Source organism: Thioclava sp. GXIMD4216 (assembly GCF_037949285.1).
Taxonomy (GTDB): Bacteria; Pseudomonadota; Alphaproteobacteria; order Rhodobacterales; family Rhodobacteraceae; genus Thioclava; species Thioclava litoralis.
Genome location: NZ_CP149926.1, coordinates 615,753 through 631,487, shown reverse-complemented (window position 1 = coordinate 631,487; position 15,735 = coordinate 615,753). Strand labels below are relative to the sequence as shown.

15 protein-coding genes and 1 tRNA gene are annotated in these 15,735 nt (G+C 60.1%); 4 read left to right on the top strand and 12 right to left on the bottom strand.

Translation table 11 applies throughout. The features are described from left to right. The first annotated feature begins 7 nt into the window (after positions 1-7). Entirely contained in the window at positions 8-601 is a 594-nt protein-coding gene (locus WDB88_RS03155; protein WP_339108751.1) for a PqiC family protein, read from the top strand. Positions 602-658: 57 nt separating this feature from the next. Here the strand turns inward: WDB88_RS03155 and WDB88_RS03150 are convergent, their stop codons facing one another. From WDB88_RS03150 to WDB88_RS03100, 11 genes are all read right to left on the bottom strand, one after another. Further along, positions 659-1,210 carry a flavin reductase family protein gene (locus tag WDB88_RS03150; protein WP_339108750.1) on the bottom strand — a complete coding sequence of 184 codons (552 nt, stop codon included), beginning with the start codon at positions 1,208-1,210 and terminating at the stop codon, positions 659-661. 390 nt (positions 1,211-1,600) lie between these two features. After that, positions 1,601-1,978, bottom strand: a complete 378-nt coding sequence (locus tag WDB88_RS03145) for a hypothetical protein (RefSeq protein ID WP_339108749.1) — start codon at positions 1,976-1,978, stop codon at positions 1,601-1,603. Then, entirely contained in the window at positions 1,975-3,063 is a 1,089-nt protein-coding gene (locus WDB88_RS03140; protein ID WP_339108748.1) for a flagellar type III secretion system protein FlhB, read from the bottom strand. The genes WDB88_RS03145 and WDB88_RS03140 overlap by 4 nt, the downstream gene beginning before the upstream one ends. Continuing rightward, positions 3,060-3,830 carry a flagellar biosynthetic protein FliR gene (locus WDB88_RS03135; protein WP_339108747.1) on the bottom strand — a complete coding sequence of 257 codons (771 nt, stop codon included), beginning with the start codon at positions 3,828-3,830 and terminating at the stop codon, positions 3,060-3,062. The genes WDB88_RS03140 and WDB88_RS03135 overlap by 4 nt, the downstream gene beginning before the upstream one ends. Next, positions 3,827-5,908, bottom strand: coding sequence for a flagellar biosynthesis protein FlhA (gene flhA / locus WDB88_RS03130; RefSeq protein WP_339108746.1), 2,082 nt, complete (start codon positions 5,906-5,908; stop codon positions 3,827-3,829). The genes WDB88_RS03135 and flhA overlap by 4 nt, the downstream gene beginning before the upstream one ends. After that, positions 5,905-6,297 (bottom strand): hypothetical protein, encoded by a 393-nt coding sequence (locus WDB88_RS03125; protein WP_339108745.1) that lies wholly within the window; start codon positions 6,295-6,297, stop codon positions 5,905-5,907. The genes flhA and WDB88_RS03125 overlap by 4 nt, the downstream gene beginning before the upstream one ends. A 99-nt stretch (positions 6,298-6,396) precedes the next feature. Next, a complete protein-coding gene (locus WDB88_RS03120) occupies positions 6,397-7,179 on the bottom strand; it encodes a 3'(2'),5'-bisphosphate nucleotidase CysQ (protein ID WP_339109459.1) in 783 nt (260 codons plus the stop codon). Then, a complete protein-coding gene (locus WDB88_RS03115) occupies positions 7,172-8,515 on the bottom strand; it encodes a TldD/PmbA family protein (RefSeq protein WP_339108744.1) in 1,344 nt (447 codons plus the stop codon). The genes WDB88_RS03120 and WDB88_RS03115 overlap by 8 nt, the downstream gene beginning before the upstream one ends. Before the next feature lie 70 nt (positions 8,516-8,585). Continuing rightward, positions 8,586-10,085, bottom strand: a complete 1,500-nt coding sequence (locus WDB88_RS03110) for a DUF2125 domain-containing protein (protein ID WP_339108743.1) — start codon at positions 10,083-10,085, stop codon at positions 8,586-8,588. A gap of 170 nt (positions 10,086-10,255) precedes the next feature. Beyond that, a complete protein-coding gene (ahcY, locus tag WDB88_RS03105; RefSeq protein WP_339108742.1) occupies positions 10,256-11,641 on the bottom strand; it encodes an adenosylhomocysteinase in 1,386 nt (461 codons plus the stop codon). Between the two features lie 87 nt (positions 11,642-11,728). Continuing rightward, positions 11,729-12,280, bottom strand: a complete 552-nt coding sequence (locus tag WDB88_RS03100) for a hypothetical protein (protein WP_339108741.1) — start codon at positions 12,278-12,280, stop codon at positions 11,729-11,731. Positions 12,281-12,565: 285 nt separating this feature from the next. Here WDB88_RS03100 and WDB88_RS03095 point away from each other — a divergent pair, with 285 nt between their 5' ends. After that, a complete protein-coding gene (locus WDB88_RS03095) occupies positions 12,566-13,531 on the top strand; it encodes a glycosyltransferase family 8 protein (protein ID WP_339108740.1) in 966 nt (321 codons plus the stop codon). Then, a complete protein-coding gene (locus WDB88_RS03090; RefSeq protein ID WP_339108739.1) occupies positions 13,528-14,112 on the top strand; it encodes a hypothetical protein in 585 nt (194 codons plus the stop codon). The genes WDB88_RS03095 and WDB88_RS03090 overlap by 4 nt, the downstream gene beginning before the upstream one ends. Here WDB88_RS03090 and WDB88_RS03085 read toward each other — a convergent pair whose 3' ends face one another. Further along, entirely contained in the window at positions 14,113-15,144 is a 1,032-nt protein-coding gene (locus WDB88_RS03085) for a LacI family DNA-binding transcriptional regulator (RefSeq protein WP_339108738.1), read from the bottom strand. It lies immediately after the preceding gene. Between the two features lie 304 nt (positions 15,145-15,448). Here WDB88_RS03085 and WDB88_RS03080 point away from each other — a divergent pair. Beyond that, positions 15,449-15,525, top strand: a tRNA-Arg gene (locus WDB88_RS03080). Positions 15,526-15,735 lie beyond the last annotated feature (210 nt).

Genomic DNA, 15,735 nt, shown 5'->3' with positions numbered 1-15,735 from the left:
GATGGACATGATGATACGTTTTACGACCTTCTCCCTGATTGGTGCCGCGCTGGTAACACTGGCCGCCTGCTCGGATCCGCTGGACACGGCACAATATGCCATTGATCCGGCTCCGGCCAAAGACACGCTGCCCAACCGTCTTGGCCGCGCCGAACTGCGTGAGATCTCGCTGCCCGATTATGCATCGGGACAGGAAATCGCGTTCCAGACGCCGGATGGGGCACTGCGCTCCAGTCCCGACAATATCTGGGCCGATGACCCCAAACGCGCGATGACGCTGGCGCTGGCACGGCAGATTTCCGAGATGTCGGGCGCGACCGTTATTGCCGAACCCTGGCCGCTTGCCTCGGACCCGCAACGCAAGATCGAGGTTCGGGTGGATCGTTTCCTTGCCGCCGCCGACGGAGCCGTACATCTGGACGGGGTCTACTATGTCTCGCCCGCAAGCTATGCGGCTTCCGGAGGCGATACGGTGCGCCGCTTTGATATCACGGTGCCGATGGGAGGGGTCGCGGGCAAAGCCGCAGATCCGGGTCTGATCGCCCGCACCCAAAGCGCAGCGCTCGGCCAGCTTGCCGCGCAGATTGCCCAGATGAAATAAACAAAGGCCCCGATTGCGGGGCCTTTTTCCATCAACAAGCGCGAAACCCGCCGCTGTTCACACCTTCTGGAAGGTGCCGAAAGCCCCATGTGCAAAAAGCATGGGCGTCCCGCTGCCCGTGGCAAAACGCATTACGCGCCCGATGATGATCGTATGATCACCGCCTTCATGCATGGCCTCTGTCACGCAATCGAAACGCGCATGGAAATCGGGCAGCACGGGCACATCTTCCGCATTCAGGTCATAGCTCAGCCCGTCGAACCCTGCTCCGTTCCGCCCGAAACGTGGAATCAGATCCGCTTGCGCATCATGCAGGACGTGGATCGAAAAGGCCTTGGCAGCCGTGAAATGGGCATGCCGCACCGAAGCCCGCGCCGGAGACCACAAAACCAGCGGCGGGTCGAGCGAGACCGAGGCAAAGCTGTTGGCCACAATCCCCAGCGGACCGGCTTCAGGCTCGTCACGGCGCGCCGTCACGACCGTGACCCCCGTCGCAAAACGCCCCAAGGCCGCGCGGAATGCCCGCATATCCGCCGGATCGGGCGACTGGAGCGCGGCTTTGTTCTGCGCCGCCTCTATGGCCGCATCAATTTTATCGCTTTCCTGCATCTCGCCCCTGTTCGCTTGCGTTCCTGAACAGATAACCCGTCCGCTGCTTGACGCAACCCTTTGAATCAGGCGCGGGCCCCTTCGATCCGGCCTTCGCAGCGGCAAACCACCCTCATCCAGCCTGTTTTTTACCACCATAGCGCGTATAGGGCATATTTTTTGGGCATATGACTAATTTCACGCCAGACACCCCCTTGGTTCGCGGCTTTGCTTTGATCTGGGGGGCGGTTTTCGGGAGGATGGTTATACGGAATACACGTTTCCTTCCTTCAAGGCCCCTGCAAAGGGCGCCACAAAGAGCTGCCTGACCGGCGACGGTCCTCCTCCCCCGAAAACGGATCAGGCAGCTCGCCTCCCCTCCCGCACAAAACTCCTGCCCAGAACTCCTGCCTAGAACTCCTGCTTGCGCAGCTTCTCGATCTTGTCCTGATCGCGGATCTGTTCGTCGATCCTCGTCAGCGCCATATGCTGCCCGAAACGCCGTGCCGAACGCTGCCGTGCCTGTTCGACCTGCGCATCCATGGCACGCTTTTCCTGCTCGAGCGCCTCGACCTTGCGCCCCGCCCATGCGCGAAAGGATTCGATCATCTTCAGATCGGTCATATCCTGCACCGGCTGGCGCAGGGCCGTGCTGGCCGACTGGGTGATCTCGCCCTGTTTCATGGCCAACAGCGCCTGCGTCTGCTTCAACCGTGCAAGTTTGGACAGCTCGACATCTTTCATCATCGCCGCAATCGCAATCATGCGGCCATATCCCTGCTGACTCATGCGCCCCTCCTTTGACGTGCGCGCTGACGCATCTTATCGGCAAAACGGATTGCGGCCGCGACAGACTTGTAATGCTCGCTCTTGATCTCGTCGCCGATATCCAGCGTGGCATAAAGCGCGCGCGTGCTGGGCGGGTCGCGATGGATCGGAATGTTGTGCTCTGCCGCGATCTCGCGGATCTTCAGAGCAACATCATCCACCCCTTTGGCCACACAGATCGGTGCCCGACGCGAGGCACGGTCCCATTTGAGCGCCACAGCATAATGGGTCGGGTTGACCATCACGACATCGGCCTTGGGCACCTCGGCCATCATCTGGTTCATCGCGATCTCGATCCCGCGCTGGCGACGCTGCTGTTTCATATGGGGATCGCCCTCGGCCGACTTCATTTCATCCATCAGCTCCTTGCGCGTCATTTTCTGCCGCTTCAGAAATTCGTAGCGTTGCCAGATATAATCCACCGCCCCGACAATCACGGCCAGCATGGTGATAAGAAACAGAAATTCCAGGATGATATGCATCAGATCCGCAGTGGCCAGATCCACCCCCACCCGCTGCGAGATCAGGATACGGTCCAGATGGCGCTGAATGAACCATCCCAGCAAAATCGCCACAATCACCAGCTTCACGAAGCTCTTGAGAAACTCGAACAGACCGTTCGGACCGTATTTCTGCTTGGCATTCGAAAGCGGATTGATGCGGCTGCCTTTGGGCATCAGCTTTTCAGGCGCGAAAACGATCGCCTTCTGCGCCAGAAGCGCCGCCAGAACCAGCACCATCGGCACGATAAACCACAAGACAAGCGGTGCGACGACTTCGCCGATGATTCCGCCCGCAATGGTGGAGCCACCGGACTCCATCTGCTCTTGCAGTATATCGACATGGCCGAGAAACTCCATCAGCCGTGACCCCAGCTTCAGCAGCGTCTCGCCTCCGAAGGCATAGGATGCGATCAGCACACCGGCATAAGAGGCGGCCACCGTAATCTCGGCGGATTTGACAAGATCACCCTTTTCCCGCGCCCGATCCAGCTTCTGCTGTGTGGCCTCGTATTCCTTTTCGCTTTCATCGGTATCGCCACTCATCGCATCACCGAAAACGGGTTGAAGAGGAAGCTCCCGAAGGCCTCGCGCCAGACAATAAGCCCTGTGGGCAAAGCGATTGCCATCAGCACGATCCCTGCCAGAGTGATGGCCGGTGCGCCGATCATGGCCACCATAAGCTGCGGCATCGCGCGGTTGATCACCCCCAGCGCGGCGTTATAGACCAGCCCGAGAATGACAAACGGGGCCGCGATGGAAAAGCCCAGCCGGAACGATTTCGCGACACCGGCCACCCCCCATTCACGGATCAGGTCGGGGGCGGGAAACTGTCCAAAGGGGAAGGCTTTATAAGAGCCGATCATCAGTTCGGCCGCCTGCACATGCAGCCCCATCGCAAAGGCCAGCGCCAGACCCGCCGTGGTCAGCATGAAGCCGACGGCAGGCTGGGATTCCCCGCCCGCCCCGAAAATCTGGGCCAAAGAGGTCGCCTGCGCGATGATCATCCCCGCCATTTGCAGCCCGTAGATGAACATCCGCATGATCACACCGATCGAAAGGCCGATCGCGGTTTCGGGCAGGATCAGGCCAAGGCTGACATCATGGGGCAAGTGCGCAAGCTGCGGGCTGACTGCGGGGGCCACCACTGCCGTGAAGGCCAAAGCCGCGCCCAGCTTGACGCGGCTCGACAGGTTCTGTTCGCCGAAGCCGGGCATGACCGATACCATCGCCCCGACCCGCAGGAATACCGCGAAAGCGATCATGAACCCCTGATGGGTAAGATTGAGCACTTGCGCCGCCAGATCGATCATGCGGGCACAACCCCCAGCATCGCAGGTTTCGCATCCAGCCCGATCTCTTCGAAAGACAGCACCGGTGCCGAAATCCCCTTGGCCCCCAGAACGGTCTTGATGAACCGCCGCCGACGCGCCGAGGTCACGATGGCCGGAAACACGCCCTGCTCCCCCACCCGAGCGATACGTTCCGCGATGTTATTGACCAGACGCGAGAATTTCTCGGGCGGAAGCGCAATATCCCCATTCCCGTTATCGCCGGGCAGTTGATAGGCCGTAAAGGTCTCTTCCCATTCCGGTGCCAGTTGCAGCAGGGGCAAGGTGCCATCCTCGCGGCGGTATTCCGCGACAAGCTGGAAGCCCAGCCGCTGGCGGACATGCTCGGTGATCAATTCGGGCGAACTCATCCCGCGCGCCTCGGAGATCGCCTCGACGATCAGCAACAGATTACGGATGGAAACACGCTCTTCCAGCAGCAGACGCAGCACCGCCAGCAGCATATCGATCGACACTTTATCCGGCACCAGCTCGTCGAGGATACGGCGGTTGGCCTCGCCACGGGCCGGATCGGAGAGGTTGCCGGTTTCCTCCAGCAGGCGGCGCAATGTCTTCAGCGTCATCAGGCGCCCGAAATTGTTCTTGATGACTTCCAGAAGATGGGTCGCCAGAACCTCGGTCGGTGTCACCACGGTCGACCCCGTCAGCGCCGCCTCTTCCTGCGCATCCAGCGGCACCCAGCGGGCGGGCGCGCCATAGACCGGCTCGCGGACATTTTCCCCTTTGGGAAGCAATTCGGCATTATCCGCCAGCAGGGCCAGCACCTTTTCGGGGTATAGCCTGTCGCGCGCCTGTTCGACCCCCTGAATGCGGATGCGGTATTCCCCCGGGGCCAGCGTGGAATCGTCGGTCAGACGGATCTCGGGCAGGATCAGACCGAAGCTTGCCGCCACATGATTGCGCATATTGTTGATCCGCACATCCAGTCCCGTCGCGGGGTCCAGCGCCATTGCCACCAGATCGGCGGAGAATTCCACATGGATATCATCGACATCCAGCACATCCCCCATAGATTTCTTCTTCTTGGGTTCGGGGGGCGGCATGCGCATGGCCGCCTTGGCCTCTTCTTTCTTGGTCTTCTTGTGCAGATGATAGGCAGCACCGCCCAAAGCCGCAGCCCCCAGCATGAAGGGCACGAAAGGCAGGCCCGGCACCAATGCGAAAAGCGCCATCAGCACGCCCACGGTAATCAGCGCCGGCGGATATTTCGAAAGCTGTCCGAAAAGGTCGCTATCGGCCGAGCCATTGGCTCCACCGCGCGACAGCAGGATCGCGGTCGCTATCGAGATGATCACGGCGGGGATCTGGCTGACCAGACCATCGCCAACCGTCAGGATCGCATAGGTCTTGAGCGCATCCGATAGCGCCATACCATGCACCGCCATGCCGATCGACAGCCCCACAATCATGTTGAGCATCGTGATCATCAGGCCCGCAACCGCATCTCCCTTCACAAATTTCGACGCCCCGTCGAGCGAGCCGAAGAAGGTGGTTTCCTTCTGTTCACGCTCGCGGCGGGTACGCGCTTCGGCATGGTCGATGGCCCCCGCGCTCATATCGGCATCAATAGCGAGCTGCTTGCCCGGCATCGCGTCCAGAGCAAAGCGCGCCCCCACTTCGGCCATCCGGCCTGCGCCCTTGGTGATCACGATGAAGTTCACGATCAGGATCACACAGAACACCACCAGACCGATCAGGACAGAGCCGCTCATGATGAAATTCGCGAAGCCCTCGATCACGCCCCCCGCCGCACCGGTGCCGGTATGGCCCTGCCCGATGATCAGCTTGGTCGAGGAAACATTGAGCGAAAGCCGCAGCATCATCGAGGTTAGCAGAACCGTCGGGAAAGACGAGAAATCCAGCGGTCGTTCGATGAAAAGCGTGATGGTGAAGATCAGGATCGCGATGGCAAAGGACACCGCCAGCCCCAGATCCAGCACCCATGACGGAACCGGCAGAATCATCATCACGATGACCGCCATCAGGGCCAGTGCCAGCAGGATCGTCGGCTGGAAGATTTGGGCAATGGTGATTTTCACTGTGCGTCCTCCTGCGCGAAGGCCGCGTCATTTTCGGCAGCGACATCCGTCATGGGGGCCAGTGTCGGCGGGGCAACGGCAAACAGACTGCCCGCACCGGTCGACGACGTTGCGGTGCCTTTCTGGAAGAACGGGTAGGTATTGACCCGCGGCTCGGGCGGGGTCTCGGCCACAAGCGCATCGGCACGCAGCACGCGCCCATCAGGAAGCTGGGCAAGCTCCGGCAGCTCGGGGATCTCCGGCAGGCCGTCCGAAGGGGCAGGATCGTTCCAGACCGCCATCACATCCGCACGCAAGGCAGAAAGCGGCGCCTCATCCGCCAACACCACGGACGCAAGCCCGAGGATACCGATTAAAAAGACAGCCAGTAGCCGCCGGTAATTGATCATGGGATTCGCCCCGCAAACGCAATTCTTGCTTTGTGGGACGCTAGGGCGAAATCGTTAGCAATTCGTAACTAGCGACTTTGATTAAAGTTTTATCGAGCCCTAGTTCCGAAGCTGTGCCATGAAATCCGCATGCAATTCCGGCGGCGCCACAACCAGCCCGTCTTCCTGACATTCCGGACGGTTAAAGCCGAAAGGTTCGCCAAGGCGGTTGGTCACCCGCACCCCCGCGCGCTCCGCGATCAGACTGGCGGCCGCCACATCCCATTCCCAGGACTTGCGCATGGAGATCGTTGCGTCAAAACGCCCCTCGGCCACCAGACATAGCCGCCACGCCATAGAGGGACGGAAGGCGCGCTCGTAGCCCGGAAAGCCGTTCAGCCAGATCCCCGGATCATCGCTCAGCTTCGAGGTCAGCACCGTAGCGCCGCGTATCTGCGTGGTCTTGCTGGGCTGGATCGGTGCGCCATTCAGCAGCGCAGGCCCGTCCAGCGTGGCGGTATAGGTCAGGTCCAGCGCGGGCATGTGCACGACACCGGCGATCACGCGCCCGTTTTCGGCCACCGCGACAGACTGCCCGAACCCAGGATCCTCGCCCAGAAACGCGCGGGTTCCATCAATCGGGTCGATGATGAAGACACGTTCGTTTTCAAGGCGTTCAGCCCCATCCACACTTTCTTCCGAAAGCCAGCCATAGGCAGGACGCGCCCCGCGCAGATGGCTTTCCAGAAAGTCGTTCACCGCCAGATCGGCCTCGGAGACGGGGCTCTGATCGGCGGGCTTGTTCCACGCCTCGGGGGATTGTTTCCAATATTGCAGTGACAGTTCGCCCGCCTCGCGCGCGACCTTCTCAAGAAGCTGCAGATCGTCGATGTAATCATTCACCGGCAAGTGTTAACCCCTCAACCAGAAGCGACGGAACAACATGGCTGAGATGCGCACGCGCATCATTGGCCGCGATCATGCTGCGCAGCATATCACGCAGGTTGCCCGCAATCGTGCACTCATTAACAGCATAGGCAATCTGCCCGTTCTCGATCCAGAACCCGTTGACCCCACGCGAATAATCGCCGGTGTTAGGGTTGATCGTGGCACCGATGAACGAGGTCACCAGAAGGCCTGTGCCCATCTGCGCCATCAGCGCCTCGCGGCTGAGATCCCCTTGGGTCAAGGCGATATTCCCCGCCGCAGGGGCCGGCGCGGAAGACAGACCGCGCGAGGCATTGCCGGTGCTCTCAAGCCCGAGCTTGCGCGCGGTTGCCAGATCCAGCGTCCAGCTTTTCAGAACCCCGTTTTCCACGATCACCCTCCGACGGGTCGGCAGACCCTCGGCATCGAACGGACGGGAGCGCGAAATCCGCACGCGATGCGGGTCTTCGATGATCGACATCGTCTCCGGCAGAACCTGCTCGCCCATTGCATCGCGCAGCCACGAGGACCCGCGCGAGATCGAGCTGCCATTCACCGCCGACAACAGATGCGAGATCAGGCTCGAGGACACGCGCTCGTCGATCAGAACCGGATAGGCACCGGTTTTCGGGCGGCGCGGATTCTGCCGTGCAACGGTCCGCTCTGCCGCCAGACGCCCCACCTCTTCGGGGCTAGGCAGATCGGCCTGAAAGATGCGGCTTTCTCCGGCATAATCGCGTTCCATCGTCAGGCCCTCGCCCGAGATCGCAACACCGGACAGCCCCCGCGATGAACGCGCATACCCGCCGCTAAATCCGTTGCTGGCGGCCATTTCAACACGTTGGCGCGTGAAGGACGCAGACGCGGCCGACACTTGGGTGATCCCCTCCACCGCCAGAGCCGCGGCCTCAAGACGCAGGGCGTCCTCTTCCAGAGCCTGCGCGGTGGGATCCTCCGAGGGGTCCTCCAGCTCGAGCGCCGCAATATCCCAATCACGGGCAAGCTGCGACGGATCGGCAAGGCCCGCATAGGGGTCTTCAGGCGCAATCCGCGCCATCGTCACCGCACGCTCGGCCATGTCACTGATCGTGCGGTCGGAAATATCCGATGCCGACACGCAGGCCTGACGCCCGCCAATCAGCACCCGCAAACCGATCTCGACCCCTTCGGCGCGTTCGGCCTGTTCCAGAGCCCCCTGCCGCACGTCAATCGACACCGCCGTACCATCGACGGCCATCGCATCCGCGCTCTGCGCCCCTGCCTTCTTGGCAGCGTCCAGCAGTCGGGCGGTCAGATCACTGAGATCAGACATGGGGGTCTCCTTGGTCTAGATGGCAAGACGCCCGGCACGGACCGGGCGACTCACACGATTTCTCATGCTCTTACTGGATACGCTGGCCATTTGCCAGAATTTGCCCGTCTTCGGTAAATTCCAGATCGGTTTCCATCGCATCGTCACCGGTTGGTTTTGCATATAGCCCGAGGATCATCTGGGCAAACATCGCCTGATCCTGCGGCAAAAGCCCCATATCGGTCAGTTTCGACATCAGCCCCTTGGCCCCGCTCAGCGCCAGATGCACTTTGCCCACCGGCCACGGAATCCCCGCCGCACTGTCAAACGTTACCGCGCCTTTCCCTTGCAGATCCACCCCGACCGCATTCAGATGCAGGGTATCGAGGTTCATATCCCGCAACTCGCCCGGCGCGCCGGGAAGCGTTGCGAAATCTTCCGAGAAGATGTCCTGATTGACCAGGGCATGGCCCGACAGCTTGAGGTCGAGATGGGCGGGATCGTGCGGCAGCTTGCCTTGCGGGTCGAGCATGGTCCAGACCTGATCGCTCAGCGTCAGACCGGAAAGGCCCAGATCCAGCCCGAAGGGTTTGGGATCCTTGCCCGCCGCGATCGGGAAATCCGCACCGCTTTGCGCATGATCAAGCGCGAAAGAAGCCTCGATCGGCATATTCGGTGCCTTGACGTTCATTTTGATGGCATTGCCGTTGGCATGGTAGAAAACCATGCCGTCTTTCATGTCGATTTTCTGATCGCCATGCTCCGCCTTGAACTGGATGCTGGCGTCGCCATCTTCCGATTGCGCATCGAAATTCAGCGACATCGGGCCGACCTTGCTGAACAGGCGGCTTTCCACGCCCGGGGTGCTATAGGCGGCCATCTTGCCGTCAAGCGTGACGCCCTCCGGCAGGGTCGTGGACATGTCGGTAGAAATATCGCTGAGCGCCCCAGCCACGACAAAGCTGCCGCCAGCCGGATCGCTGCCCTTCCCGTTCAGAGTGCCCTGATCGATGTGATAGGTGCCGCTTTGCTTGGTGCCCGCGCGCAGGTCGTTATTGAAATCGCCCTTCATACCGGTCAGGCCAAGGGTCACAACGGTCGGGAAATCGGCCTCGTCCTGATGCACGGTCTGCTTGAGATCCATCTGCAGATCATCAATCCGCAGATCGTAATGCACATTCTGCGGCACGCCCGAGGCCACCACATCGGCCCCCTTCACGCGGAAATCGGAGGCCGCCGTCACAACCGGCTTCCCCTCGAGCACCGTCTTGCTATCGCCTTTGATATCCTTGCCGATATCCACACGCACACGCCCGTCGCCCATCTCGATAAAGTCGAGCTTTGAGACCGTGAAACTGTTGGCGGATGTCACCTTGTCGCTGCCCGGTGCCTCGCGCGTCAGCGTCACGCCCTGAACGGTCAGGCCCTTGCCATTCGGCGTGACGGATTGAGCCGAAACCTCGAACCCCATCCCGCGATACAGATCCTGCACATTGGTCCAGACATCCTGCGCCGTGACATCTGCAAACCCTGCCGTCCCGATCATTGCCAGACAGGTCGCCGTGACGGCCACCCCAGTAATACGAGCCATACAAAAGCCCCCTTTAACGAAATTTGGCACACAATCCTTTTTGCCGCCCGCCGCGTCAACCCCGCGCCGCGCCCCCGAAGATCATCTTTCCATGCTTTTGACGAAAACCCTGTGCAAAAAACAAAGCCCCGGCGCGGGCCGGGGCTTTATCAGAACGGATGACCGTCAAATCAGTAGCGGTAATGTTCCGGCTTATAGGGGCCTTCGACCGTAACGCCGATATATTCGGCCTGATCGGGGCGCAGTTCGGTCAGTTTCACACCGATACGGTCCAGATGCAGGCGGGCCACTTTCTCGTCCAGTGCCTTGGGCAGGATGTAGACGCCCGGCTGGTAATCTTCGCCCTTGGTCCAGAGTTCGATCTGCGCCAGCACCTGATTGGTGAAGGAGGCCGACATCACGAAGGACGGGTGACCGGTGGCATTGCCGAGGTTCAGCAGACGACCTTCGGACAGCAGAATGATGCGCGCGCCCGAGGGCATCTCGATCATATCCACCTGATCCTTGATGTTGGTCCACTTGTGGTTCTTCAGCGCCGCGACCTGAATCTCATTATCGAAGTGACCGATATTGCCAAGAATCGCCATATCCTTCATCTCGCGCATATGCTCGATGCGGACAATGTCCTTATTGCCGGTGGTGGTGATGACGATATCCACATCCGAGATGACATCTTCCAGACGCACGACTTCAAAGCCATCCATGGCCGCCTGAAGCGCGCAGATCGGGTCGACTTCGGTGACCTTCACACGGGCACCTGCGCCGCGAAGCGAGGCCGCCGAGCCTTTACCCACATCGCCATAACCGCAGACAACCGCAACCTTACCGGCCATCATCACGTCGGTCGCGCGGCGGATACCGTCGACCAGCGATTCCTTACAGCCGTATTTGTTGTCGAATTTCGACTTGGTGACGGAGTCGTTGACATTGATCGCGGGGAACGGCAGCTGGCCCTTCTTGTGCAGATCATAGAGGCGGTGCACGCCGGTGGTGGTCTCTTCCGAAACGCCCTTGATCGCGTCGCGGGTCTTGGTGAACCAACCGGGGCTTTGCTCCATGCGCTTCTTGATCTGCGCCTTGATCACGGCCTCTTCTTCGGATTGCGGCACGGGGATGATATCCTCGCCCGCTTCGGCACGTGCGCCCAGCAGAACGTAAAGGGTGGCATCGCCGCCATCGTCGAGGATCATATTCGCGCCCTCGGGGAACTGGAACGAACGGTCGAGATAATCCCAATGCTCTTCCAGCGACTGGCCCTTCACGGCAAAGACCGGAACACCTGCTTCGGCAATCGCCGCGGCAGCGTGATCTTGGGTCGAGAAAATGTTGCACGACGCCCAACGCACATCCGCCCCAAGCGCCACCAGCGTCTCGATGAGAACAGCGGTCTGAATCGTCATATGCAGCGAACCAACGATGCGCGCGCCGGCCAGAGGCTTGGATGCGCCGAACTCGGTGCGGCAGGCCATCAGCCCCGGCATCTCGGTTTCGGCGATATCCAGTTCCTTGCGACCGTAAGCCGCAAGCGCGATGTCTTTGATTACGTAATCAGCCATGCTCGGCTCCCGTTTACCCTTGCTGGGGGATTACCTAGCATCCCCCTGCGTTCTGGGCAATTCTGACGAGCCATTTAACGTAGTGTCTTATCCCTTAACGGGAAGGATTTCTGCGTTTTCCAGCATTGCGACAGGGCTATCACCACGCTCCCAGCCCATACCGGAGGACAGGACACAGGCAACGCCATCCGCACGGTTATAGACCGCCGTCCACGTGCCCATGATATCCGAGGCCCAGAACTCGATCGAACGGTGGTCCCCGATCTCGCGCTGCATCCGTTTCTTCTCGGCGAAATCATGGTCAAGCGTCCGGGTCAGGGCCGCCGGTTTGTCACAATAAGGGACATTGGTGGCCTGATCATCGCCGATCTGCTGGATTTCATCAAACATCGACAGATCGCCGTTGCCATAGATCGGCCCCATCGGCTCGTCCATCGGGCGCCCCATATCTCCGTCATAAGAAACCGTTTGCGGAGCGGCGACAGGGTCCGCCTGCGCCGCCGCAAGGCCGATTTCAGGAACATCCATCTCAAAACCGTCAAAGTTATCCACCTTTGACATGGCAACTGTAACCGGCAGCGCAACCGCAAGGGCCGTAACAGCAGTGATCGTCGCAACTTTCTTTGGGCCGAGGCGCATGATGTTCCTCCTTATGTCCTGTTCGATCCCTCAACGCGCCCCGACCGCCCTTTGTTCCCGTTTCACCGATTTCGCGCTTATCTGACGGGGCTGCAGGCATAACAGCGCCCTGCCAAGGACCGTAAACGGTATTGGATCAAGCCTTTTCATAGGCCGCCTAAATCTGATAAATCCGCGTCGATCTTGTGGTGCAAAGCCGGGTCGTAGCACTCGCCCCAGAATTGCGCCTGACAGATTTCGAATCGGTTAAGAGACGCTTGCGTCACCTTTCATGCGGGAGAAATTATGACCATCAAGGTAAATGCCAGCCGCCCCGCTGCCCATCGAAAGGCGATCATTTTCTGCTGCGACACGGGCTACCTTCCCTATGCAAGCCTCGCCGCGGAGCAGATCCTGCAATCGACACCGCGCCATGATTTCGACATCTGCATCGCCTTCAACGAACGCCCTGTGCGCCTTCCCGAAAGCCTGTCACATCTGAACATCCGTCTTCTGAAGGTGGATATAGGCACGATGTTCGAAGGGCTGCGACTGGATGCAGGCAAAAGCCATGACGTGTATCTCCGGCTCGCCCTGCCGCAAGCACTCCGCGAGGAGTACGACCGCATTCTCTACATGGATGCCGATATCTACGTGCAAAGCGGGGATTTCTCGGCCCTGATGGACTGCGATCTGGGCCCCCGCCCGCTCGCCGCCGTGCGGGACAACATCCAGTGGCGCACCCCCACGCGGCGGGCGATGCAGTTCAAACGGCTCGGGCTGCCAAGTGCCCCCTATTTCAATGCAGGCATCCTGCTTATGGATGTCCATAACTATATGGCCAGCAACCTGCTGGAAAAATGCGTGGACCTCGGGCGCAAAGAAGCGTCGCGCATGATCCGCCATGACCAGAACCTGTATAATTCGGTGCTGCAAGGAAACTGGGCCGAGCTAAGCCCGTTCTGGAATTGGCAATATAGCTGGGCCGCGCGGTTCTTTTGCGACGTACAGGGCCCGCATGTGATCCATTTCATCGGCAATTCGAAACCTTGGAAAGACACGGACGGACAATTCCCTCCCCGCTTCCGTCTGCATTACAGCCGTTTCATCCGCGCGCATTTCCCCGACCATCCGGACTGCCATATCCCGCACTCCCAACTGCCCCCCGATGGTGTCAGGATGCGGAAGATGCTGATCAAGCACCTCCTCTCGTCAAAGGCCATCGGGCGCTATCTGGGCCGCTTCCCGACCGATCTGACGGTGATCAAATGAAACGCGCATGGCAACGCATGCTGTCTGGCCGCAGGCTGGATCTGCTGGACCCGACGCCTATGGATATCGAAATCGAGGATATCGCCCACGGGCTATCTTTCGTGGCGCGCTGGAACGGGCAGACCATCGGCGACTGGGCCTATTCCGTCGCCGAGCACTCCATTCTGGTCGAGGAAATCTTCGGCCTTCTCTATCCCAAAGCGACAGCCAGATCGCGCTTGGCAGCGCTGCTGCATGATGCCCCCGAATATGTGCTGGGCGACATGATTTCCCCCGTCAAGGCGGCCATCGGGCAGGATTATGGCGTTCTGGATGCGCGCCTGACGGCCGCGATCCATCTACGCTTCGGATTACCGGCACAGATCAGCCAGCAGCTCAAACGCCAGATCAAGCGCGCCGATATCGTCTCGGCGCGCCTTGAGGCCGAACGGATCGCAGGTTTCTCCGCCACAGAGGCCGACAAGATCTTCGGCAGGGTCGATGCCGATCTCGCGGCGCGGCTGGAAATCCAGCTACGCCCCCCGCGCGAGACACGCACAGCCTTTGTCGCGCGCCACGCCAGATTGCTGGAGGCGCTCTGATCAGACCTTACGAATGGTGTCGCCCATCTGCAGCACCGGCTCCAACACCAGCTTCTCGCCCCCGATCATCCCGCTATGCGGCACACCGGCGATAATCTCTGCCGCCTTGAGCCCGATCTCGCGGCGACAGGAATCCATCGTGGCCAAGCGCCGCGAGAATCCGTCCAGCAACCGCAATCCGTTAAACCCCGCCATCCCGATCTGGTTGGGCACATCATAGCCATTATCCAGACACCACAGCATCCCCCCTGCCCCGATCATATCGTTCGAGTAATAGAGAAAATCGAGATCGGGAGAACGGGTCAGGATCGTCTGGGTCATCTCGCGTCCCTTCGCCAGCGCCGATCCACCGCCATAGAATTCCTCATCGGCAATCGACAATCCCGCTGCGGCAAGCCCTTCCTTGAACCCTTCGAAACGCTTCCGTGCGCGATGGTCTTCCGGCATTTTGGACCCCAAGAAGCCGATCCGCTTATATCCCGCCGTCACGATGGCTTCGGCCATCTGCAAGCCCGCACGACGATGCGAGATCCCCACGACCGAATCCACGCCCTCGCCATCGGCATCCATGATCTCGACCACAGGAATACCCGCATTGATCAGCATGGCGCGGGCGGCCTCGCTATGTTCAAGCCCCGCGATGATCACCCCCGAGGGACGCCAGGACAGCATCTCGTACAGAACGCTCTCCTCCTTTTCAGGCGAATAATCGGTCACACCGACCACGGGCTGCAAGCCACTGCCCTCCAGCCCGTCGGAAATTCCGGCCAGCACCTCCGGAAAAACAAGGTTGCCAAGCGACGGGATAATCACCCCCACCAGATTGACGCGCTGCGAGGCCAGAGCCCCCGCAATCTTGTTGGGCACATAACCAAGCTGCTTTGCGGCTTCCAGAACCCTGCTGCGCGTGGTGGCCGACACATCTCCACGGTTGCGCAACACACGGCTCACCGTCATCTCGGAGACACCGGAGGCCTCGGACACATCACGCAGGGTCAACGGGCGGCGTGTATCATTGGGCGGTTTGGTCACGATGATGTCCTCGACTGCTGTTTATTCTTGTTAGCGTCAATTATTTGTCTTGCGCAAGTGCAACCGCTGCGCTATGTTAGCGATAACAGAAGGGGCGAGAATCCGAAAAACCCCGACTGACATAGGCAAGACCGCGTGTAGACTCCGATCGCGGGATCGCTAAGGCAAAGGGGAAGCGGTGGGCCAATTCGCTTCCCCTTTTCATTTTGCGACCATCATTTGTGATGCGAAAAGCAAATAGGCTTGAAACCGATAGCATTTGTGGGCATCAAGACCCTGCCTCAAGACCAAGTCAGTCTTGCGGGGCCCCGTGGCTCAACTGGATAGAGCAGCCCCCTCCTAAGGGGCAGGTTACAGGTTCAAATCCTGTCGGGGTCACCACTTTACGCTGAAAAAACAAAAACTTACGCAATGATCCCTGCAGATACTCGCAGTTTCATGCGCTGGTTTTCACGGGTTTACGGGGCTAATCCCCGAACATCAGGTACAAAACCCGTACAGCACCCTTGGCCTTCAGGTCCAGTGCAGACAAACGAAAACCCCGGCTCGGCGGCAACCGGAACCGGGGTCAAACGTCAGAAGAAAGCACTC